18 protein-coding genes are annotated in these 21029 nt (G+C 62.2%); 6 read left to right on the top strand and 12 right to left on the bottom strand.

Features of this window, described 5'->3' with window-relative positions:
- Positions 1-9: 9 nt before the first annotated feature.
- Positions 10-960, bottom strand: a complete 951-nt coding sequence (locus N6L25_RS00975; protein WP_271977127.1) for a metal-dependent hydrolase — start codon at positions 958-960, stop codon at positions 10-12.
- 233 nt (positions 961-1193) lie between these two features.
- Between N6L25_RS00975 and N6L25_RS00970 the strand changes: the two genes are divergently transcribed.
- On the top strand, positions 1194-2234 hold the full coding sequence (locus N6L25_RS00970) for an AraC family transcriptional regulator (RefSeq protein ID WP_271977125.1): 1041 nt from the start codon (positions 1194-1196) through the stop codon (positions 2232-2234).
- On the opposite strand, the gene N6L25_RS00965 is transcribed toward N6L25_RS00970, so the two are convergent.
- A complete protein-coding gene (locus N6L25_RS00965) occupies positions 2215-3039 on the bottom strand; it encodes a class II glutamine amidotransferase (RefSeq protein ID WP_271977122.1) in 825 nt (274 codons plus the stop codon). The two genes, N6L25_RS00970 and N6L25_RS00965, sit on opposite strands and share 20 nt — an antisense overlap.
- A gap of 333 nt (positions 3040-3372) precedes the next feature.
- The gene (locus tag N6L25_RS00960; protein ID WP_271977121.1) at positions 3373-4188 is read right to left on the bottom strand and encodes an SDR family NAD(P)-dependent oxidoreductase; all 816 of its coding nucleotides are present in this window, start codon (positions 4186-4188) and stop codon (positions 3373-3375) included.
- A gap of 261 nt (positions 4189-4449) precedes the next feature.
- On the opposite strand from N6L25_RS00960, the gene N6L25_RS00955 reads away from it, so the two are divergent.
- A complete protein-coding gene (locus N6L25_RS00955; protein ID WP_271977119.1) occupies positions 4450-4911 on the top strand; it encodes an NfeD family protein in 462 nt (153 codons plus the stop codon).
- A gap of 2 nt (positions 4912-4913) precedes the next feature.
- Positions 4914-5954, top strand: coding sequence for an SPFH domain-containing protein (locus tag N6L25_RS00950; RefSeq protein WP_271977118.1), 1041 nt, complete (start codon positions 4914-4916; stop codon positions 5952-5954).
- 19 nt (positions 5955-5973) lie between these two features.
- Here the strand turns inward: N6L25_RS00950 and yfbR are convergent, their stop codons facing one another.
- Entirely contained in the window at positions 5974-6570 is a 597-nt protein-coding gene (yfbR, locus tag N6L25_RS00945; RefSeq protein ID WP_271977117.1) for a 5'-deoxynucleotidase, read from the bottom strand.
- Between the two features lie 15 nt (positions 6571-6585).
- Positions 6586-9501 (bottom strand): DUF748 domain-containing protein, encoded by a 2916-nt coding sequence (locus N6L25_RS00940; RefSeq protein WP_271977115.1) that lies wholly within the window; start codon positions 9499-9501, stop codon positions 6586-6588.
- Between the two features lie 139 nt (positions 9502-9640).
- On the opposite strand from N6L25_RS00940, the gene pdxH reads away from it, so the two are divergent.
- The 3 genes from pdxH to N6L25_RS00925 are packed head-to-tail and all read left to right on the top strand — an operon-like array spanning position 9641 to position 11611.
- Positions 9641-10276 carry a pyridoxamine 5'-phosphate oxidase gene (gene pdxH, locus N6L25_RS00935; protein ID WP_271977114.1) on the top strand — a complete coding sequence of 212 codons (636 nt, stop codon included), beginning with the start codon at positions 9641-9643 and terminating at the stop codon, positions 10274-10276.
- Positions 10245-11003, top strand: coding sequence for a 4'-phosphopantetheinyl transferase family protein (locus N6L25_RS00930; RefSeq protein WP_271977112.1), 759 nt, complete (start codon positions 10245-10247; stop codon positions 11001-11003). The genes pdxH and N6L25_RS00930 overlap by 32 nt, the downstream gene beginning before the upstream one ends.
- Positions 11000-11611 carry a DNA-3-methyladenine glycosylase I gene (locus N6L25_RS00925; RefSeq protein WP_271977111.1) on the top strand — a complete coding sequence of 204 codons (612 nt, stop codon included), beginning with the start codon at positions 11000-11002 and terminating at the stop codon, positions 11609-11611. The genes N6L25_RS00930 and N6L25_RS00925 overlap by 4 nt, the downstream gene beginning before the upstream one ends.
- A gap of 150 nt (positions 11612-11761) precedes the next feature.
- Here the strand turns inward: N6L25_RS00925 and N6L25_RS00920 are convergent, their stop codons facing one another.
- From N6L25_RS00920 to N6L25_RS00890, 7 genes are all read right to left on the bottom strand, one after another.
- Complete coding sequence (locus N6L25_RS00920) at positions 11762-13204, bottom strand: aspartate kinase (RefSeq protein WP_271977110.1); 1443 nt, start codon at positions 13202-13204, stop codon at positions 11762-11764.
- A 19-nt stretch (positions 13205-13223) separates the two neighbouring features.
- Complete coding sequence (gene ectB, locus N6L25_RS00915) at positions 13224-14492, bottom strand: diaminobutyrate--2-oxoglutarate transaminase (RefSeq protein WP_271977108.1); 1269 nt, start codon at positions 14490-14492, stop codon at positions 13224-13226.
- A gap of 127 nt (positions 14493-14619) precedes the next feature.
- Positions 14620-15156, bottom strand: coding sequence for a diaminobutyrate acetyltransferase (ectA, locus tag N6L25_RS00910; protein ID WP_271977107.1), 537 nt, complete (start codon positions 15154-15156; stop codon positions 14620-14622).
- A 132-nt stretch (positions 15157-15288) separates the two neighbouring features.
- Positions 15289-16242 carry a hypothetical protein gene (locus N6L25_RS00905; RefSeq protein WP_271977105.1) on the bottom strand — a complete coding sequence of 318 codons (954 nt, stop codon included), beginning with the start codon at positions 16240-16242 and terminating at the stop codon, positions 15289-15291.
- 2 nt (positions 16243-16244) lie between these two features.
- The gene (locus N6L25_RS00900; protein WP_271977104.1) at positions 16245-17654 is read right to left on the bottom strand and encodes a sodium:solute symporter family transporter; all 1410 of its coding nucleotides are present in this window, start codon (positions 17652-17654) and stop codon (positions 16245-16247) included.
- A 63-nt stretch (positions 17655-17717) separates the two neighbouring features.
- Positions 17718-18683, bottom strand: a complete 966-nt coding sequence (locus N6L25_RS00895; protein WP_271977103.1) for a radical SAM protein — start codon at positions 18681-18683, stop codon at positions 17718-17720.
- 105 nt (positions 18684-18788) lie between these two features.
- A complete protein-coding gene (locus N6L25_RS00890) occupies positions 18789-20990 on the bottom strand; it encodes an FAD-dependent oxidoreductase (RefSeq protein WP_271977102.1) in 2202 nt (733 codons plus the stop codon).
- Positions 20991-21029: the final 39 nt, after the last annotated feature.

Genomic DNA, 21029 nt, shown 5'->3' with positions numbered 1-21029 from the left:
CCGCCACCATCAGTGAGCCAGAACGGCGCTTTCCGCTTCCGCCCGCTGTGCCGCCGGTGAGGTCGCCAAATAAGCTTGCGCCACGGCCGTATCGGCTTCCTTGGCCGGGTCATACCAGGGAGAGAAATAACGGGCCGATTGCACCAACAACCAGCTCATAGGAGGCAAATGCCCGGTTTCCCTGGCCTGCTTATACCAGCTGCGCCAAAAATACGGTCGATACAAGTGCGGTTTTTCTGCAGCCAAAACCGGATCCTGCTGCATCAAATGTGAACCACCGAAGCTCCAAAGTCCAAATACCAGCGGCAAGGCGACCAACTGTTGCAGATAGCGTGCTGGGTAATTTCCGCCCAGGTGCCGGTAGACATCGAACGCCACACTGCGATGCTCAACCTCTTCAGCGCCATGCCAGCGCAGTATGTCGAGAATGGTGGCATCTGCGCCCGAACGATCCCAAGCCTGGTTCGATAATGCATAGGCGCCCAGCACACAGGTAAAGTGCTCCAACGCCGCAATCATACCGAGCCGCAACACCAGCCAGCGTTTCTCAAGCACTTTGGGGACAGTTCGCCCAAAGGGCTTTTCGCCCAACAGGGCATCGCACATCCATTCAATCTTTTGTGTGACAGTGGCCACTTCCATGCCATGCCTTTCCAGATAGTCCCTGATGCCAACGCTGTGGGCTCGTGAATGTACCGCTTCTTGCCGGATAAAGCCTTTAACATCTTCGCGCAGCCGCTCATCGCTGATGTACGGCAGCGCCTTGTTGTAGATACGGCAAAAGTACAGCTCTGGAATGGGCAGCAACGTATGAATCGCACTGATAAGGTGACTGCTGTACGGATCGCCAGGGATCCAGTGCAGGGGGGACTGACCGAAATCGAAAGAAACCTTGCGCTGCGTCAGCTCGGTATCGGTGCTGGATGCTTGCCTGTTAGCTTTAAATACCCGGGAGATCATACGTCACCTCGCAGCTCCAGATTTGTGGGAACTCGCCATAATAAAAATAGTTGCAGAAATAGCTGGCGCAATGCCTGAACCCACCCATTCTTCAGGTAACGAGACAAAATCTCAGGTTGATTCTCGCCAATTACCAGTCATTTCTGGACGGATACTTAGGCAGGGCGGCGTCTGGTTGGCGGAAAACAGGCAAGAGGCTTACCGAGCTGGGTAGACCGTAGTATTATTGACCGATGTTTCAATTTGGCTTCGATGAAAAAGTTTATGACTTCAGATACCTTCCCCAGCTGGTGGAGCTGGCGCGGAAAGAAGGCGTGGACATCGACGTGCTCATGCACGGCACCGAGATCCCTGAAGCGGCGCTGTCTTTGGAAAGTTACCGGGTCAGCATCCGTCAGCTAGAAGCCTTGATGGAGAACATTGTCAGGAATTGCCGCCCCGGGTTCACCCTGGACTATGGTTATCGCCTGAACCTGAGTTCATTCGGCATTGTCGGCTATGCCGCCTTGAGCAGTCCCACTGTTCGGGATGCGTTGCGCATCGCCTGTCAATATATGCCGATTGTGTTGCCCGTACTGGGCGCGCAAATCGAAGACAAGCCGCCACTCTCACTACTCCGGCTGGACATCACCTACCCCATCTCCGCCATCGCCGGGCAAGCACTTCTGGAAATTGCGTTGGCCAGTTTCCATACCATGGCAACGCTCCTGCTGGACGAAGTACCGCAGATCCGACTGGAAATCAAAAACAAGTGCGAACCCTATTTTGAGGAATTTCTGAGTAACAAGCAGATTGATGTCAAACCGCTGTGCACCCATAACCGAATTTCCATAGCTTCGGACGCCTTGAATCAAAGACTGGCCCTTGCCAATTCGGGAACCTTTAGCATGAGCGTCAAGCAATGTGAGGCGCTGATGGATCAGCTGCCGATGCGGGATCGCAGTCTCAGCACCAGCATTCAGTCCCGCCTGCTGCATTATCAGGGTGAACACCCGATCACACAGGAAGACATTGCCTCTGAGCTGTTTATGAGTGTACGTTCGCTACACCGCTTCCTGGAAAAGGAAGGCACCAGTTTCCGGGAAATTGTCAATGACACCTTCCTTATCCGTGCCAGACATCTGTTGGCCAATACCCCGCTCAACATTAGTCAGGTAGCCCACGAATTGGGGTATAAAGACGCTGCCAACTTTGCCCGGGCGTTTCGGAATCAAACCGGGGTGGCGCCCTCGGAATATCGGAAATCGATACGGGTCAAAGCGTGCGCTGACTGACACCACCGGAACAGTCGGACTGGGCCGGAACCTGGACTCGACCGCGCAGCTTCACTTCTCCCTGCCGCCACAGCCGCCATTCCCCAGGCGTGTAAACGTCCCACTGCTCGTCCGTGGTCAGCGGTTCGGTGACGATTACGCTGACAATGTCATTGGGGGTGGTTTCCGCCTCAAAGTCCACGGTCACGTCGGCATCCTTCAGCCGGGCCGGGCCGAACGGCGCGCGCCGGGTGATGCTGGCCATCTTGGTGGAACAGAAAGTGAACAGCCAGTCGCCGTTACTCAGCAGCAGGTTCAACACCCCCTGGCGGGCATAGCCGGTGGCGTAGGCGACCAAGCAATCGGATAACGCCGTCACAGGCAGGTCCGGTCCACCGTCGTCGCGCAGGCGGTTCAACAGGTCACAGAATAACGCCTCGCTGTCGGTATCGCCCACCGGCTGGTAAACCCCAGGCTGCGCTCGAAAGCCCTGCAGCTGACCGTTATGGGCAAAGCTCCAGTAGCGGCCCCAAAGCTCCCGCACAAACGGGTGAGTGTTGGCCAGGCAGACGTCGCCGACGTTGGCCTGGCGAATGTGGCACAGCGCCACTTCACTCTTGATGGGGTGGGTCTGCACCACCTCGGCGATGCGCGACTCGGCACTGGCACCGGATTCCAGAAACACCCGCACTCCCTTGCCCTCATAGAAGGCAACGCCCCAGCCATCCCGGTGCGGGCCGGTGTCGCCACCGCGCCGGGTCAGGCCGGTAAAACTGAAACACAGATCGGTGGGGGTGTTGGCACTCATCGCCAGCAGTTCACACATGCCCCAGCTCCCCGGGCATGACAATGGAACCGCGATGAAACAAGCAAACGGGAGCGCGTCCACGGCGACCACACGGACCGGCGGGTGGGCGATAAAGGGCGAGATGGACGGTATCGATTTCAGGCAGTGTCATGGCGGCTCGATCCCTGACTTACCGTCAGTATAAGTGCTTAAGGAGCCGCTGCATAACTCCGCCTGATTCCGGTTGTCCGCGGCCGCCGACCGAACTGGTTCTGGGCGAGGCGCACGCCCTCAACCCGGGGTTAATCCCAGGCTTGAGGGGGCGCCATCACGATACCGTCGTCAGGGCGGCGGACCGGTCTGGACAGCAGCTTAGTTGTACAGGCTCTTGCGTGAGAAGCGCGCTACCAGCGGCTGGTAGGCGGCACCCAGCACCCGGTTCAGGGCGTCGATGCCCCAGGCATCGACACCGACCAGGATACGGGATTCGTTGCGCAGAATGCCCTTGATGATGATGTCCGCCGCCTTGTCCGGGGTGGTCATGGCCAGCTTGTCGAAGCCCTGACGCTGGGCGGCCGCGTTCTCGGATTTGCCCATGCGGGCGGCCTGGGCGATGTTGGTCTTGATGCCGCCAGGATGCACGCAGCTCACCGCCACCGGCTGATTCTCCAGCTTCATTTCCTGGCGCAGCGCCTCGGTGAAACCGCGAACGGCAAACTTGGCCGCATTGTAGGCGCTCTGCTTGGGCACACCAATCAGCCCGAAGACACTGGAAATGTTCACCACGTGACCATCGCCGGAGGCAATCAGGTGCGGCAAAAACGCTCGGGTGCCATGGGCCACGCCCCAGAAATCAATGTCCATGATCCACTTGAAGTCATCATCGGCCATTTCGCGCACCGACGCAGACAGCGCCACACCGGCGTTGTTGATGATCAGGTTGACCTGGCCGAACTGTTTGGCCACTTCCTCGGCGTGGGCGTAGATGGCATCACGGTCGGCCACATCCAGTACGTAGGTTTTCACCTCGGCATTGCCGCATTCGGCCACTGTCTCCTGCAAACCTTTTTCGTTGACGTCGGACAGCGCCAGTCGACAACCCTTCTGCGCCAGCTTCTTGGCCAAAGCCCGGCCGATGCCCGATCCGGCTCCGGTAATCACTGCAACCTTGTTGTTCAACTCTTTCATAAACCGTGACCTCTTGTTGTTGCCTTCATCGTCGGCACTGGCGGGCGCTCCGTGATTCTGACGTCGCGAATCCAACCCGTTAAAGCAATTGCTCTAAACTCGTTCTACTGTATCACCTGTGCCTCACCGGCAAATGGCATTACCGGTACCCAGACCCTGGCGCTCCGGCCAGTCAGGCGGTCAACGCTGGTGGGGACGCCAGCGGCGGCATTGGGTACAATCCAGATCGCAACACGACTCATCTGAACATGGAAACCCGCTATGGAATGGAGCCTTACGCATTTCTGGCTGATTCTCGCCCTGATCCTCTGTCTGGCGGAATTGGCGTCCGGCGTGCTGCTGTTGCTGGCACTGGGCATCGCCGCCGGGCTGACCGCGGTGCTGGCGGCAATGGGCGCCAGCTTCGAATGGCAGCTGGTGGGCATGGGGGTGCTCTCCGGCATCCTGGTGCCCGTCGCCATCCGCTGGATTCGTCCGCGGTTCTCGCCCCGGGGCGTGTCCTATGGCACCACCGGCACCGGCGTGGAGGCCGGCAAGCACTTCCGCACCCTACAGCGGGATTTCGATAACGCCTGCGGCGTCAAGATCAATGGCGACTTCTATCGCCTGAAAGTGGCCGACAGCCACCGCACCGAACTACCGGTAGGCACCGAGGTGGTGTTCGACCACTTCGACGGCACCACCGCCATTGTCCATCTCGTCAAATCCGACAAGGAGCAGTAAACATGGAATCTTTCATCAGCCCCACCCTTATCCTCAGCCTCATTTTCGTCGCCGTTGGCATCTTTATCATCGCCAAGGGTCTGGTGATCGTGCGGCAGTCCGAAGTCATGGTGATCGAGCGTCTGGGGTCGTTTAAACGGGTCCTGGAAAGCGGGGTCAACATCATCATCCCGTTCATCGAGCGCCCCCGCCCCATCACCATGATCCGTTACGTCAAAATGGGCGACGACTACCATCCGGTGGTCAGCGACGAGACTCGCATCGACCGCCGCGAAACGGTGATGGATTTCCCCGGCCAACCGGTGGTGACCACCGACAACGTCACCGTTTCCATCAACGGCGCCCTCTACTACCAGATCATCGACCCCCGGCGCGCGGTGTACGAGGTGGCCAACATGAGCCAGGCGGTGGAAGTACTGGCCAAGACCACCCTGCGCTCGGTGGTGGGCAAGATGGAGCTGGACAAGCTGTTTGAGTCCCGCAGTGAGGTCAACAACGCCATCCAGGCGGAGATGGAGGAGCCCGCCTCCAAGTGGGGGGTCAAGCTGACCCGGGTGGAAGTGCAGGACATCAGCATGCCGGAGGAAGTGGAAGAGGCGATGCGCCTGCAGATGGCCGCCGAGCGCAAGCGTCGCGCCACGGTGACCGAGGCCGAGGGTGAGAAGGCGGCGGCGATCGCCATGGCCCAGGGCCAGCGCGAGTCTGCCATCCTCAACGCCCAGGGCGACAAGGAATCCGCCATCCTGCGAGCCCAGGGTGAACAGGAATCCATCCGCCTGGTGCTCAGCGCCATGGGCGAATCCGAAGACAACAAGCAGACCGTCATCGGCTACCTGCTGGGGCAAAGCTACATCAAGGCGCTGCCCACCATGGCCAAAGACGGCGAGCGGGTGTTCGTGCCCTACGAATCCTCGGCGCTGCTGGGGTCCATGGGGATGTTCCGGGAGCTGGCGGGCTCCCCGGAGAACGCGGTGCAGGCAACCCTCAAGCGGGACGGCCTGCGTGGCGGCCTGGTGGGCGGCGCCGGCTTGGCCGACGGCTGATCACCGTGCACGCTGGGTATCACTCCAGCAGGTGATCCAGCGGGCGCTGATAGCTGGGCGCAAACACCTCCAGAAAATAGCGCACCTCCGGCAAGCCTTCGTGCTGTAGACGCTGGAAGATCTGCGCCGCGGCGGGCTCAAACTCCTTGTTGCCCGCCCGCATCTCGGCCTGGCACTTTAACCAGGCCGAGAGCCGGTCCGCCGCCTTGATCAGTTCCTTCACCTCCGACGGCAATTCCGACTCCCGGACATAGGGGGCGAAATCCGCCCGTAGCGCGTCGGGCAGCAACGCCAGCAATTCGTTTTCGGCCTTGTGCTCGATATCGCCGAACGCCGCCCGCATCACCGGAGAATGGTACTTGACCGGGGTCGGCAGATCGCCGGTGATGACCTCGATGGCATCGTGGTAGAGGGCCGCGGTCGCCACCCGGTCGGCGTCCACCGTGCCGTTGAAGTGGCGGTTACGAATCAGCGCCAGGGCGTGGGCGAGGGTGGCCACCTCCCAGGAGTGGGTGGCCACATTCTCCTCGATGGCGTTGCGCATCAGGCTCCAGCGCCTGATCCAGCGCAGCCGGGACAGGTACGCGAAAAAATGGCTGATCGGCGACATAGTCATCGGCAACGGCCTCCGTCAACGGGCATCGAGGCTGAATTCCACGGTCACCAGGCCGTCACTGTCGGCCGGTGCCGTCAACACCGGGTCCCGCAGGAACAGCTGGCTCGCGGGGATGCCATACTGCTCCAGTAACTGACGTTGTAACCAGCCACCCCGGGCCACCGCCAGGTTACCAAGGGTTTCCGGTGGCAACGTCGACGACGCCGCCAGCCGGGTCAGCAACAGCGCCTGCCAGCGCCCTCCGGCCAGGCTGTCGCCACCGTGTTCGGAACGCAGCGCGGCGAGAGCCTCAGGCCCCTGCGCGGCGACAAAGGCGCCCTCCAGCGCATCGATTTGAGCGTCCAGCGGCGCATCCGCCGCCACGCCCAGACGCTGGTACAGACGCGCCTGCTTCAGCGCCAGCCCGTCCAGGGCCGGCGACACCGCGCCACGAACGTTGAGCATCAGGTTGTCACGCTGCTTGAGGGCGTTGGCCAACGCCGCCAGCTTCTTCGTCTCCTCCTCGGCCAGCGCCACCTCGCCGGGGACGAACCGCACCTGGCCCAGTTCTTCACCACTCAGACCCGCCAGTTCCGCCACCGACCCCAGCATGTTGAACGGCGAGGCGGCGGCCTTAACCAGCAGGTTGACGAACGCCCGCATCACCACCCGACTGACCCGGAACTGGGGGTCGTCGAGATCGCCCTCAACGGGAATATCAATCTCGATGACGCCATCATTGTCCCGCAGTAACGCCAGCCCCAGGGCTATGGGCGCATTGACGGCCTTCTCGCTCTCGACCGCCTGACCCAGTTCGAGCTGGTCGAAGGTGACCAGGTTTTCCGCCCGCAGATGGCTGCCGGTGAACTGGTAGTCCAGCGCCAGCGCCATCTTGCCGCTATCGACGCCATAACCAAGGTAACGGCCAAAATAGGGACTCAGCACCGGCAAGGACAACTGGGACAGGGCCAGGTTCAGCTCGCTGCTGTCGTCGCCACCGAGGGCCCCCAAAGCGCCGGTGAAATCCAGCTGGCCGAACTCGCCGACCCGGCCACGAATGGCCACCGTGCCCTGTTGGGGCGCCACATTGCTGAGGCCGGTGACCGAGCCGGTCAACTCGCTGACGCGGGTCGCGAACACCGGCGAGACTGTGCGGTCGGTATAGGCCAGATTGCCGTCCTGCAGCTGGAACTCGCCAATCCGGAACACCAGGCCGGACCCGGATTCCGCATCCTCCGGCGTCGCCCCGTCTTCCGGCGCGTCCGCCGCTGTCGCGATCATCTCGACGTTGTGGGCGCCGGAGGTCAGCCGGGTCAGGTCAACGCGGGGAGCCGCCAGGCTCACGGTGCCGATTTCCAGCCGCGCTGGCGCCAGGTTGTACTCGATGGGAGCCAGCCGCAGGGTCTGCCAGGCCAGCAGCGGCTCGTCGCTGTCCTGCAGGGTAATGTCGAGGGCGCTAACCTCACCGCGACCGCTGAAGGTGCCGGTCATGGGCTCCTGCTGACCGTCCAGATCCAGGTCACCATCCAGACTTACCCGACCGTCCCGGATGGCCAGCGCCGCGCCACTCTGCACATAAGGTTCAAATTGCGCCAGCACCACGTCGGCGGCGGATACCCCGGCTTCCAGATTAAACGGCTGCAAGGTGAGCTGACCACGGGCGTGCAGACGTCCACCGTCGACCAGCCGGGCCTGGAACTGATACGGCAGCGGCTCGGCCAGCCGGTGACTCAGCCGCGCCAGCTCGAACTGCACGTCGGCCAGGGCCAAGGTCGCCGGCGTCGCCAACTGGGCGTCTCGCCAAGTCACCTGACTGTCGTTGAGCCGGATCGTGTCCACCTCCCATTGGAAGTCAGCGCCGTCGCTGCTATTGGCCTCCGGCGCCGATTCGTTGGTGTGGTCGGCGCTCCGGCTCAGGGGTTGCAACAGGTTGAGCAATCCCTCCGCGTCGCGCTCCGCGGTCACCGCCAAGCCATCCAGCGTTACCGTGCCAACCCCGGCGTAAGCCTCCGCCAGGCTGAAGCGGATGTTGTCCACCGCTAGCCCGGCCAGGGACACCACCGCTTCGTCCTCCGCCTGCGGCAGCGCCAGGGCAAAATCCGACAGCGTCAGCTCGCCAGCGCTGGTCACCAGCGAGAACGTCTCACCCGCGACCAGTTCGTAATCGGACGCCAATGACAGTCGGCCATCCAACAACCGGTAAGGGAACACCTGCTGGAGGAAATGGGCGAGGGTGTCATGGCCGACGTTCTCCAGCGTTAAATGCCCCCGGGAATACAGAGGGGTGATGCTCAACTCGCCCTGCCAGGCCAGGCGTTGGTCACCCAACACCGCTTCCAGGGTATAGCGGCTGTCTTCACCGTCGCGACTGAACGTGGCCAGGTCGGTCAGGGTCAAATCCAGCGGACTGACGGTGAATTGGCCATGCTCAGGCTGGCTGAAATCCCGGAACAACAGGTCGCCGCCCATCACCTGGATACGGGTAACGTGCAGTTTTGGCGGAGCCCCCGGTGCTTCGGGCTCGGCGTCGGTTTCCGCGGCCGCCGATGGCGGGTTGTGGGATTGCCAGTCGCGGGCAAAATTAACCGAGTGGTCGTCGAGCAGATCGAGCCGGATATGGGGCTCTTCCAGCTCAATGCTGTCGAAGGCGATGACGCCGGTCACCAGTCGCCACAGCGTCAGGTCGACAGCAAACCGGTCGAACGACACCACCGTGGCGTCAGCGTCGGCCGCGTTCAGGCCAATGACCTCGACCGTCATGGCGAAGGGATTGACATTGATGTCCGCCACTTGGGTTTGCCAGCCCAGATGTTGCGCTGCCCGCTCCGGCACGATGCGGGCCAGCCACCAGGGCAGCGCCACGAATCCCGCCAGGGCGTAGACCACCGCCAGCACCAACCCCCAAAACCAAATCCGCTTATAGAGCGCTTTTCCCTGGCTAGCCTCCGTCACACCCAACTCCCACTGTTGATTTGTTTCAATGATCTATCAATCCTGAAAGAATACACAATCGTACTATTGAAGGAGCGTCTGATTCACGCCTGGTTTCCGGGCGCTGTCACTGACGCCACAACCCTGACAGGACCCCGTAATGGACATTAGCCACATGCGTCGGGACTTCGAAAGCGAAGGCCTCGACCGTGAGCACCTTGACGACAGCCCGACCCGGCAGTTCGAGCACTGGTTCCACGATGCCAAGGAAGCGGGCATCCTGGAACCCAACGCCATGTCCCTGGCCACCAGCGGACGGGACGGCCAGCCCAACCTCCGTACCGTACTGCTGAAGTACTTCGACGATCAGGGCTTTGTGTTCTACACCAATTATGGCAGCCGCAAGGCCCGGGAAATCCAGGAAAACCCCAACGCGGCGCTGCTGTTCCCCTGGATCGGCCTGAACCGTCAGGTCATCATCCAGGGCCGGGTGGAGAAAGTCAGCAAGGCCGAGTCGCTGCGCTATTTTGCCGCCCGCCCCCGGGGCAGCCAGATTGGTGCCTGGGTCTCGGAACAAAGCCGGGTCATTACCTCCCGCGGCCTGCTGGAGCAGAAAGTGGCCGAGATCAAACAGCGGTTCAGCAGCGGTGAGATTCCGTTGCCGTCGTTCTGGGGCGGCTATCGGGTGGTGCCCCAACGCATCGAATTCTGGCAGGGCCGGCCCAGCCGGCTGCACGACCGGTTTGAATATGTGAGGCAGGACGATGGCTGGCTTATCCAGCGATTGCAACCCTGATCCGGCACTGAGCCTGTGGCTGTCACCGACGCCGGTACAGCCACTGTCTCAATTGCCGGACTGGCTCAGCCCCGCCGAACGGGAGCGGGCGTACAGCTTTCACCACACTGGCCGCCTGGAGTTCGTCCACAGTCGCTGGCTGATACGTCAGGCCCTGTCCGGCGCCAGTAACCATCCGGTGGATGACTGCCGCGTGCTCGCCCACCGACCGGTGGCCTCACTGTCGCCGCCGGGCTGGACGCTGTCGTTGAGCCACAGCCATGGCTTCGCGGCCTGCGCGGTGTCGGCGCTGGGCCCGGTCGGTGTCGACATCGAACCCAGCCACCAACACCGCCAATGGCCGCGAATCGTCCGACGCTGGTTCAGCGCCGCGGAACAGGGCTGGCTGTTAACCAACGCCGACGATGCCGACTTCGTACGCGCCTGGACCCTCAAGGAAGCCTGGCTCAAGGCCACCGGCCGCGGCATTGCCGGTAACCTGCAAACCCTGGCGGTACTGCCGCACCAGGTGCTGCGGGGCGATCGTCCGGAACCCGACTGGCGTGCGTCGCTGGGCACCGTTGGCGGCTACACCGTCGCCGTGGTCTATCGCGCCGGGCCACACGCCATCCCGTCCGATTCGGTGCTGCGGGCACCGGATGCGAGCGCCCTGCTGGCCGTGCCCAGTGGCGACCACCGGCTCCACTGGCTCGAACATTCCCCCATCCTCATGGAAGACACACATTGACCGATCAGCAATCACAGCGCTGCACCTGGTGCGGCGACGACCCACTCTACGTCCATTACCACGATACGGTATGGGGGCGCCCGGAGTACGACGATCAGGCCCTGTTCGAGAAACTCTGCCTGGATGGCCAGCAAGCGGGACTGAGCTGGATCACCATCCTGCGTAAACAGGAAAGCTACCGCGCCGCCTACGACGACTTCGATCCAGACCGTATTGTCCGCTACGACGAGCATAAGGTGGCCGCGCTGCTGGCCGATCCGGGCATCATCCGCAACCGCCTGAAGGTCAACTCGATCATTCGCAATGCCCGGGCGTTTCTGGCCTTTCGCGAGCAGGACCAGTCGTTCAGCGAGTTTCTCTGGCGTTTCGTGGATGGCCGCCCGGTCCAGAACCGATGGCAACGAATGGATCAGGTGCCGGTGCATACCCCGCAGGCTGAAGCCATGTCCAAGGCCCTGAAACAGGCTGGCTTTAATTTCGTCGGACCGACCATTGTCTACGCCTTCATGCAGGCCACTGGCATGGTGAACGACCATCTGGTGAGTTGTCCGAGCCACCACGCCTGCAGCGCGGAAGCCGACCGGTCTGGACCCGTCATCGGAGGGTAACAGCGCAGGGAAGGCGGGCGAGGCAGGGTGTCCGGCGAGGTTGACCGGGGACGCCCGACAAGCCGGGCGCCCCGATCAGGAGGCAAGACACCCTCCATTACCCGGCAACGGAGCGACCGGTTCCGTCCCCGGGTAATCTGGTGACCACGATTATGCCGCGACGATGGCGTATTCGTGATTGTGCGGTTCGATCAACGCGCCGTGCAGCGCAGCGATCGATTGCTCGTAGGCCGTCTCCTCGACCACAAACTGGATATCCACCTGGCGCATGCACTGGTTGATCGCCAGTACGCTGATTTCTCGATCGGCCAACGCCTTGACCGAACGCGCCAGAATGCCGGGCACCTTCATGTCAGAGCCAATGGCCGACACCAGCGCCACCTTGCGGGTATTGATTTCCGCATTGGGAAACTCTTCCTGCAGCGCCTTCACCACCCGCTTGACGTGCTTCAGCGTGCTGTCGACGTAGTGGGTGATGGTGTTGGCGTTGGTGTCCTTGGACACGAAGCGCACCTTGTAGCGGCTCAGGGTGTCGAGGATCTTGCGATCCGACCCCGGCTCGCCCTGCATGTCCTGATCGAACACTTCGATGGCGAACACCCCCTTGGCACCGGCCACAATTTCCACCTGCGGCTTCTCACTGACGTAGTCACCGGTGATCAGGGTGCCGGTGTGCTCCGGTTCGAAGGTGTTCTTCACCCGCAGCGGGATCTCGTTCTGACGCAAGCCCTTGCCGGCGCGGGGGTGGATCGCCTCCATCCCCAGGTTGGCCAGCTGGTCGGCAACGTCGTAGTTGGTCCGGCCCAGCGGAACCACCTTGCCCTCACCGACGATGTTGGGGTCGGCGGAGCTGAGATGGTATTCCTTGTGGATGACGGCTTCGCGGGCCTCGGTGATCACCGCCACCCGGCTGAAGGTCATCTCGCTGTAGCCCCGGTCAAAGGTGCGCATCAGCCCTTCCTTGCACTGGGCGTAACCGGTGACGATGGGCAGTTCCCGGCTGAGATCAACGGAGTCGAAGGCCTGCTTCAGCTTCTCGTCCAGCGGCAGCAATTCGTTATCCCGCCAGCCGGTCAGATCAACAAAACGTGCGTTGACCCCTTCCTGTTGCAACTTCAGGGCGGTGTTAAAGGCACTGTGGGCCTCGCCAATGCCGGCCAGCATTTCGCGCACGGTCAGCAGGTGCTCTTCAAGCTGGAACTGGCCGTAGGAACACAGTCGCTGCAGGTCGATGAGGCACCCACGAACACCTTCAATGCGGTCGGTAATGAACTGATCCGCCTGCTGCTTGAGCATGGGGTCGTCAAACAGCTTGCCATTAAGATCGGTCAGCAGTTGCACCAACTTGGTCAGGTCGTCGCCCCAGGCCCAGTCCGACTCGGCATCGGCGAACAGGGCGTAAACGCCCGGCTCGCCGGTTTTCTTGTGCTCCAGCAGTTCATTGGTGACACCGCCGTAGGCGGACACCACGAAAATACGCTGGTACAGCTCATGTTCACTGCGGCCGGCCAGGATGATGTTGTCCCGAACCGCCTCATAGCTGCTCATCGACGTGCCGCCGATTTTTTCGACGGTATGTTGTTGGCTAGTCATAATCCTTTGGTCCTTGGCGTTACGACGCCTGACTCAGACTTTCACTCAGAACTTCCGCGAAACACTTGGCCAGAATCTCGGTGCCCTTCTTCAGGTCGGCCTCACTGGTGGTCAGCGGCATCAGGCACTTGATGACCTCATCCTCCGGACCGCTGGTTTCGATGATCAATCCCTTCTTGAACGCCAGGGCCGTGATCTTGCCGGCCAGCTCACCGTTCGGGCAGCAGATGCCGCGCATCAGGCCACGCCCTTTAACATAGAAGTCTGCACCGTACTTGTCAGCGATGGCTTGCAAGCCGTCGCCCAGCACTTGGGTCTTGGCTTTCACCTGGTTGGCAAAGGCATCGTCTTGCCAGTAGGTTTCAATGGCGGTCCTGGCGGTAACGAACGCCATGTTGTTACCGCGGAAGGTACCGTTGTGTTCACCCGGCCCCCACACGTCCAGCTCCGGCTTGAACAGCACCAGCGCCATCGGCAGGCCATAACCACTGAGGGATTTGGAAACCGTGACGATGTCCGGCTTGATGCCGGCAAATTCGAAACTGAAGAACTCGCCGGTACGGCCATTACCCGCCTGGATGTCGTCCAGAATCAGCAGAATGTCGTGCTTCTTGCACAGTTTCTCCAGACCCTGCAGCCACTCGGCGCGGGCGACGTTGAGGCCACCCTCGCCCTGGACCGCCTCCACGATCACCGCCGCCGGCAGGTCGATCCCGGAGGAGTTGTCGGACAGCATCTTGTCCATCACCTCCAGGGTATTCACCTCGGCGCCCAGGTAACCATCATAGGGCATAAAGGTGACGCTGTTCAGCGGCACGCCGGCACCACCGCGGTGATGCTTGTTACCGGTGGCCGCCACGGCGCCCAGGGATACCCCGTGGAAACCGTTAGTGAAAGAAATAATGCCGTCGCGCCCTTTGACCTTGCGCGCCAGCTTCATCGCCGCTTCCACACAGTTGGTTCCGGTCGGGCCGGTGAACTGCATCTTATAGTCCAGGCCACGGGGGTCCAGGATGTACTGCTTGTAGGCCTCGATGAAATCGTGCTTGGCGGTGGTGAACAGGTCCAGGCCCTGGCTGATGCCATCGCTCTCGATGTAGTCGAGCAGCGCCTTTTTCAGTACGTCGTTGTTGTGGCCGTAGTTCAGCGAACCGGCGCCGGCCAGAAAATCCAGGTACTCCTGACCGTCTTCGGAATACAGGTGCGCATTCTTGGCACGATTGAAGACCATCGGGAAGGCACGGGAATACACGCGTACTTCGGATTCGGTTGACTTGAAAATGTCCATTGTCTTGCCTCTTAGCATTTCAGGTTCGAGGTGGGTGTGCGCTGGCTGGCCGGTTTCGGTCGCGACCATCGCAACACACGTGACTTTAAGCCCTGTGGAAGCCCGACCTCAGCGGGCCGCCGGCTTATCAGCTGACGGGGTTCGTGAAGGGCCCTGTTTTTGTAAAAGGCCCGATGCGCAGCAGAAATTCGGAATCGTGCAGACCGCCGAAATGAGCCTCTTTCGCGAAATGTTCGTGGTACTTGAGCTCGGCACCCAGATCCCTGGCGAACGAGCGGAACAGGGCCCACGATGCCTCGTTGTCTGCGGTAATGGTGGTCTCGAGATGGGTCACCTCACGACACACCGACCGGGCAACGATGGCTTTGAGCATGCGCTTGGCCAGGCCCTGTCCACGGCCTTTCTCGTGTACGGCAACCTGCCAGACGAACAGCGTGTCGGGCTGCTGGGGAGGGATATAACCGGAAATAAAGCCGACCAGCTCACCGTCCAGTTCAGCGGCAACACAGGTCTCGGCAAAATGACTGCACTGCAGCAGGTTGCAGTACATGGAGTTGGGATCCAGCGGGGGACACTCAGCCACCAGCTGGTGGAGCCTGAAGCCATCACTCTTCACAGCCTTGCGAAGGGTAATGGCGGTGGTATTCGAACCTTCCGTCGTCATAAAGCGATCAGTTGCGTCAAAATGTTAGGGTTAAATTATATAGACCTCGAAACATATTTCAAGGAAACCCACCCGCTAAGACTCAATTAATGGATGCTTTTTAATCAATATAGACGAATACTTTAAGATCGCTTAACAGGACATCCGGATCTCATCCGGGGCCAGGGCGGTGCCGCTGCGCACCCGGGAACGATAGGAAACGGCGGCCGCAGAGCCGGCCGGCCAAAGCCTGTCAAACAGCGCCAGCCAGTCATCGAGGGCGAAATCCACGGGCACCAGAGCGGCGCTCAGCACCCCTGCCTGCAGGCCCACCAGCGGCGCCACAGAAGGCCCGGAGGCCGCCAGACGAACGACCAGGCCGCGGTGGTCGCCGGCCAGGTTGGCCAGGCCGGCGGCGCCGTTGTTGATCAACCCGCACGACCGGCCATCCACCTGGCCGGACCACATCAGCGGCAGGCAGGTGTGGCTGCACAGAATCAGATCGGCACCGGTCTGGCGAAACCAGTGCGCCAGTTGGCCGGCGCCCTGTCGAGCCAGGCGCTCCCGCGACAGCCCCCATCCCGCCAGCGATTCGGGATCGCCGTGCAACACCAAAATCTTTAGGCCACCAAATATCATGCAGCGCCATCTTGGCAAGGCCTTTAGTTGTCTCTGGATTTCTGGATGCGCATGGGCCTGTTGCTGCAGGCGCTGGATGATTTGATTGGATCGGGCCACCACCCCATCCTCGACGAAGTCCGGGTAACCACAACCGCAACCGGCATCGCTGCTGGGGCTGGCCAGTTCAAGCTCGACATTGCCCAGCGAGGCGTCGTACCGCAACACCCGCCGGTTGATGTCGGCGAACCAGGGGGCGCTGGCGTTGAACCAGTTAAAATCGCCATTGAACAACAACCGCACCGAACGGCCGGCGGCACGCTCTTCGGCCGCCATGGCCTCGATGGCATCGAGGGCGAAGGGGTTGCCATAGAGCCCGCCGATGACATAGAGCACGTCGTCGGGCCAGGATTCCGGCGCCTGACACAACAGCTCCGGACGATAGCGGTAATGCAGCGGGCAACTGCGGCCCGCCTGCCCAGGGGACACCGCTAGTTGACCGATTCCGACGGTGCCGGGGCCTTGCCCCACAACCGGCGGGCCAGCAGCGGCAGGAAGAACCCGGCCGAACACAGCAGGAAACCGTAGGCATTGACTCCCAGCAACGCCCCGTACTTGCCCTCGCCAATGGCCCAGGACGCGGGAATCAGCCCCGCCGCCAGCAGCACGCCCAACCCCAGGCCAGTCCAGAAGCTGAGGTGGAAGCTCCAGGGCGACCACTGGGTGAAGCCGTAAAACAGGAACACCGGCGCCAGTCCCATCACCATGGTGCCGGAAATGGTGGTGGCCTTGAGGATGTCGGTGCCGGCGAACATGGGCAGGTTACCCAGCAGGGCAAACACCACCATCACCACCGCCCCCAGTCGCAGGCTGGGGGCCTTGTCCGCCGCCCGCCGGGCCAGCCGCGGCAGATCCACCGCCAGCGACTTGGCCAGCGAGGTGAAGGTCGAGTCCAGGGTGGAGCCCGCCGACGTCATCATCACCACACTCATGAAAAACAGCGCGGTCAGACCGAGGGACTGGCCCACCGCCGCCGGGGCATTGCCCATGGCGTCGATGCCATTGAGTTGGGCATGGACGCCGACCAGGCTGAACACGAACACCGCCACAAAGCCCAGCAGCCCGGCCACCACAAAACTCTTGAGCATGGCCTTCTCTTTGTTGACGAAGCCGCGGTCGGTCAACACCGGGTCGTGGAAGGGATAGCTGAAGATCTGCAAGCCCGCCACCAGCAGCAGGTCCAGACCCGCTTCCAGGCGGAACTCACCGCTGGTCAACAGTGTCACGCCGTCGTTTGCCGGCACGATCAGGAACAGCACTGCGCCGACAAAAAACACGAACACCACCGCCTGCAACACGTCGGTAAAGATCGAGCTGCGCAGGCCACCCTTGAGGCTGTAAGCCAGGGTGAAAACGGTGAACAGCATCGCCGCGCCATAGTACTCCGGCTCACCCGGCAGCCCGAAGTAGCCGCCCACCACGGCGGTGTTGCTCCAGACCTCGTTATAGAGCCGGATCAGGATTGCGGCGGCAAAGCTCAGCGCCGCCAGCCGGCCGAAGCGGGAGGTGAGGAAATCCTGCAGGCTGGTGGCACCGGTTTGGGTCCGGATCAGATAGATCACGTAGCCGGCCACCGGGATCGACAGCCAGTAGGTGGCGTAGGCAAGCCCGCCCACCACGCCATAGGCCGCCCCCAGATTGGCGGCATTGGTGACTGACTTGGCAAAGATCCAGCTGATAAAGATACTCGCGGTCAGTGACCACTGACTGACCGGATTGCCGTTGGCATCCGCGCCACGGTAGAAAGAGGCGGCATTGGTGCTGCGGGGTGAGAGCCAATACATGACGGCTCCATACACCAGCAAAAAGCCCCAGAACAGACTCGCTTCGGTGATCGACATAACCCTTGGCTCTCCCGTGCTTATCCTTGTTTGGTCGCTGTCACGCTGTCGCCCGCCGCGGCCTCAGGCCTTGGCCTCGGCGCAGCTCGCCCCGTAGCGGTAGCAGGCGAAGCAGCGGTGATGCCGCAGCATGATGCGTTTGGACATACTCTCCCTGAGGGTACCGCCGAGATCATACTGGGGATCGTCGTCCACCAGGGTGCAGGCGTACACCCGCACCCGATCGCCCCGCTTCACCAGCATGCGGGTGTAGGTGCACATGAAGTGGGCCCGGCTTTGCCGGGTCGGGTACTTCGCCATGCAGGTTTCGGTGATTTCCGGGCTGCCATCTTCGGAACCCGGGGTGCCCAAGTCGGGAAATGAAGTGAACGCCAGGGTGTCGGGGATACCATGGCCACGGAAGATGGCGCGGAAGCTGTCCTCCACCTCGGTTGCAACCTCGCCCGGATCGGTCTGCCGGGCAATGGACACCACGAAGCCCTGCTCATGGAGCCAACGGATACCGTCCAGCGCCTTGGCGAAGCTGCCCTCGCCCCGACCCTGGTCATGGCGGTGGGCATCCGGGTAGTCCAGGCTGACCCGAAAATGAATCGGATGGGGATTGGCCAACAAAGGCGAGACCTGGTGGCGCCGTTTCCACAGCGGCTCGGTGGCGTTGGTCAGCACGAAGCAGGGCCGGTGTCGGCTGGCGTGGTCGAGAATGTTGACAAAATCGCGGATCACGAAGGGTTCGCCACCGGTGAAGGAGAACTGCGCCACCCCCAGCTCCACGGCTTCCTGGATAAACGGCGTCACGTCGGCCAGCTTCATGGCGGCGAGCCGATGATCGCCGGGATGGGAGCCTTCCAGGCAGAACGGACAGGACAGGTTGCAGGCGGTGCCGGTATGGATCCACAGCTCCTGCAACTGGTCGGCATCGATATAACCACGGGGTTCACCGGCACGGGTGTGGGTCCAGCTGTCCACCGCCCGCGGACTGACCACCTCCACCGCCGGTATTCGCCGGGCACGGCTTTCGTTAAACGGCATACGCTCTCCCAATCGTCGTTGTTCTGTCGGCCGGGGCCATCACGCCCCGATCGTTGGGCCCTCGGCCTCACAGGTCTGCTCTCACTGTCCGGTACTGCCCTGGTTTCACTCTCCGGACCATTGCTGCCGCGCAACCCGGGGTTGCGGCGCTGCGCCCTTGCCCCGCCGCCAGCGATGCAACTTTTCCAACAGCTTGAGCACCGCCTCGGGGGCATGGGCCCGTTTCCATTCACCAGCGGCGTACTTGGCCGCCTCGTTCCAGGTCGGGTAGGGGTGGATCGTGCCGAGGATCTTGTTCAGCCCCAGCCCGTGCTTCATCGCCAGGGTGAATTCGGCCAGGATCTCGCCCCCCCGCTCGCCGACCACCACGGCACCGAGAATCTTGTCCTTGCCCGGCGCGGTCAGCACCTTGATGAAGCCATGGGCCTCACTTTCGGCGATGGCCCGATCCAGATCGTCGATACCGTAACGAGTGACCTCGTAGGCGACCCCTTTGGCCTGGGCTTCCGCCTCGCTCAGCCCGACCCTGGCCACCTCCGGTGCGGTAAAGGTGACCCAGGGCATGACCCGATAGTCCGCCCGGAACCGCTTGAATTGGCCAAACAGGCCGTTGACCGCGGCGTACCAGGCCTGGTGGGCGGCGGCATGGGTAAACTGATACGGCCCGGCCACATCGCCACAGGCAAAGACATTGGGGAAGCGCACGCTGAGATCTTCCTCAACCGGCACGGTGCCGTTGGCCTCCGGCTGGATACCCAAGGCATCCAGTCCCAGCCCGGCGGTGTTGCCAATCCGACCCACCGCCACCAGTACCCGGTTAAAGGGAATCCGCACCTGCGCTCCCTGATGGTCGCAATAGAGCACCTTCTCGCCGTCTTCCAGCACAAACCTCTGGGGTTGATGTTCCAAGCGCAGGTCCACGCCCTCGGCGAGGAACTGCGCCTGGACCAGCTGGGCTACATCGGCGTCTTCCTTCGGCAGCAACCGTGGGCCCCGCTGCACCTGGATCACCTGAGTGCCGAGCCGGTTGAAGGCCTGGGCCAGTTCGCAGCCGATCGGGCCACCGCCGATGATCAGCAACCGGCCCGGCTGTTCGTCCAGTTCCCACAGCGTGTCCGACGTCAGCGGCGCCATCTGCTCGAGGCCGGGTATCGGCGGCAGCGCCGGCTTGCCACCGGTGGCGATGATGATGCTGCGGGCGCTGAGTCGCTGGGAGCGGCCATCCTTGCTGCGGACCTCCACCTCCCAGGGGGATACGAAATGGGCGTCGCCGGCGATGCAGTCAACGCCCAGGCTGCGGTAACGCTCGGGGGAATCGTGGGGCTCCACCTCGGTGATGATCCGCTTCACCCGTGCCATCACGTTGGTAAACGAGCCGGTCACCGGCACCGAGTCCAGGCCATAGCGCTGGGCATGGCGCAGGGTATCGGCGGCCTTGGCCGACTTGATCAGGGCCTTGGACGGGACACAGCCGGTATTGAGGCAGTCACCGCCCATCCGGTCGCGCTCGATCAGCGCCACCTTCGCCTTCACCGCCGCGGCGATGTAGGCCGACACCAGTCCGCCTGAACCGGCCCCGATCACCAGCAGGTTGTAGTCAAACCGCTTGGGCTTGCGGAAACCGCGATAGACCCGGCGGCGACGGACAAAGCCCAGCACGAACTTGGCGATCAGCGGGAACAGCCCGAGCAGGGCAAAGGCACCGAGCACCTGGGCGGAGACGATATCGCCCACCGCGCGGATCTGCGCCAATTGGGTGCCGGCGTTTACATAGACAAAGGTGCCGGGCAGCATCGCCAGCCAGCTCACCAACGCGTAGGTGCGCAGCTTCATGCCGGTGAGGCCCATGGCCAGGTTGATCAGGAAGAACGGGAACACCGGCACCAGGCGCAAGGTCGCCAGGTAGAAGGCGCCGTCCTTGTCGATGCCCCGATCCATCCGGCGGATGGTCTCGGCGTAGCGCTTGCGCAGGCTGTCCCGGAACAGGAAGCGGGCGGCCAGGAAAGCCAGCGAGGCACCCACGGTTGAGGCCAGCGACACCGCCAGCAAGCCCTGCAGGTTGCCGAAAAACGCGCCCCCGGCCAGGGTCAGGATCGCCGCCCCCGGCAACGACAGCGCGGTGACCGCGATGTAGATCAGCACGAAGCCACCCACTGCCACCAGGGTGTTGACGGCGATCCACTGATTCAGGCTGGCCTGGTGCTGCTGCAGATTGGCCAGGGTCAGTAACTGGTGGCCGTCCAGTCCGATAAAGGTCAGCACCAAGGTGGCGATCACGGCGATCAGGAAAAGCTTTTTCCGATTCATGGGGATAATGGATTCCTTGTGGCGATTTGACTGCTGCCA

This window comes from Marinobacter sp. SS21 (assembly GCF_028369065.1).
Lineage (GTDB): Bacteria > Pseudomonadota > Gammaproteobacteria > Pseudomonadales > Oleiphilaceae > Marinobacter.
The sequence above is the reverse complement of the archived record's forward strand: the minus strand, read 5'-3'. Positions and strand labels throughout refer to the sequence as shown.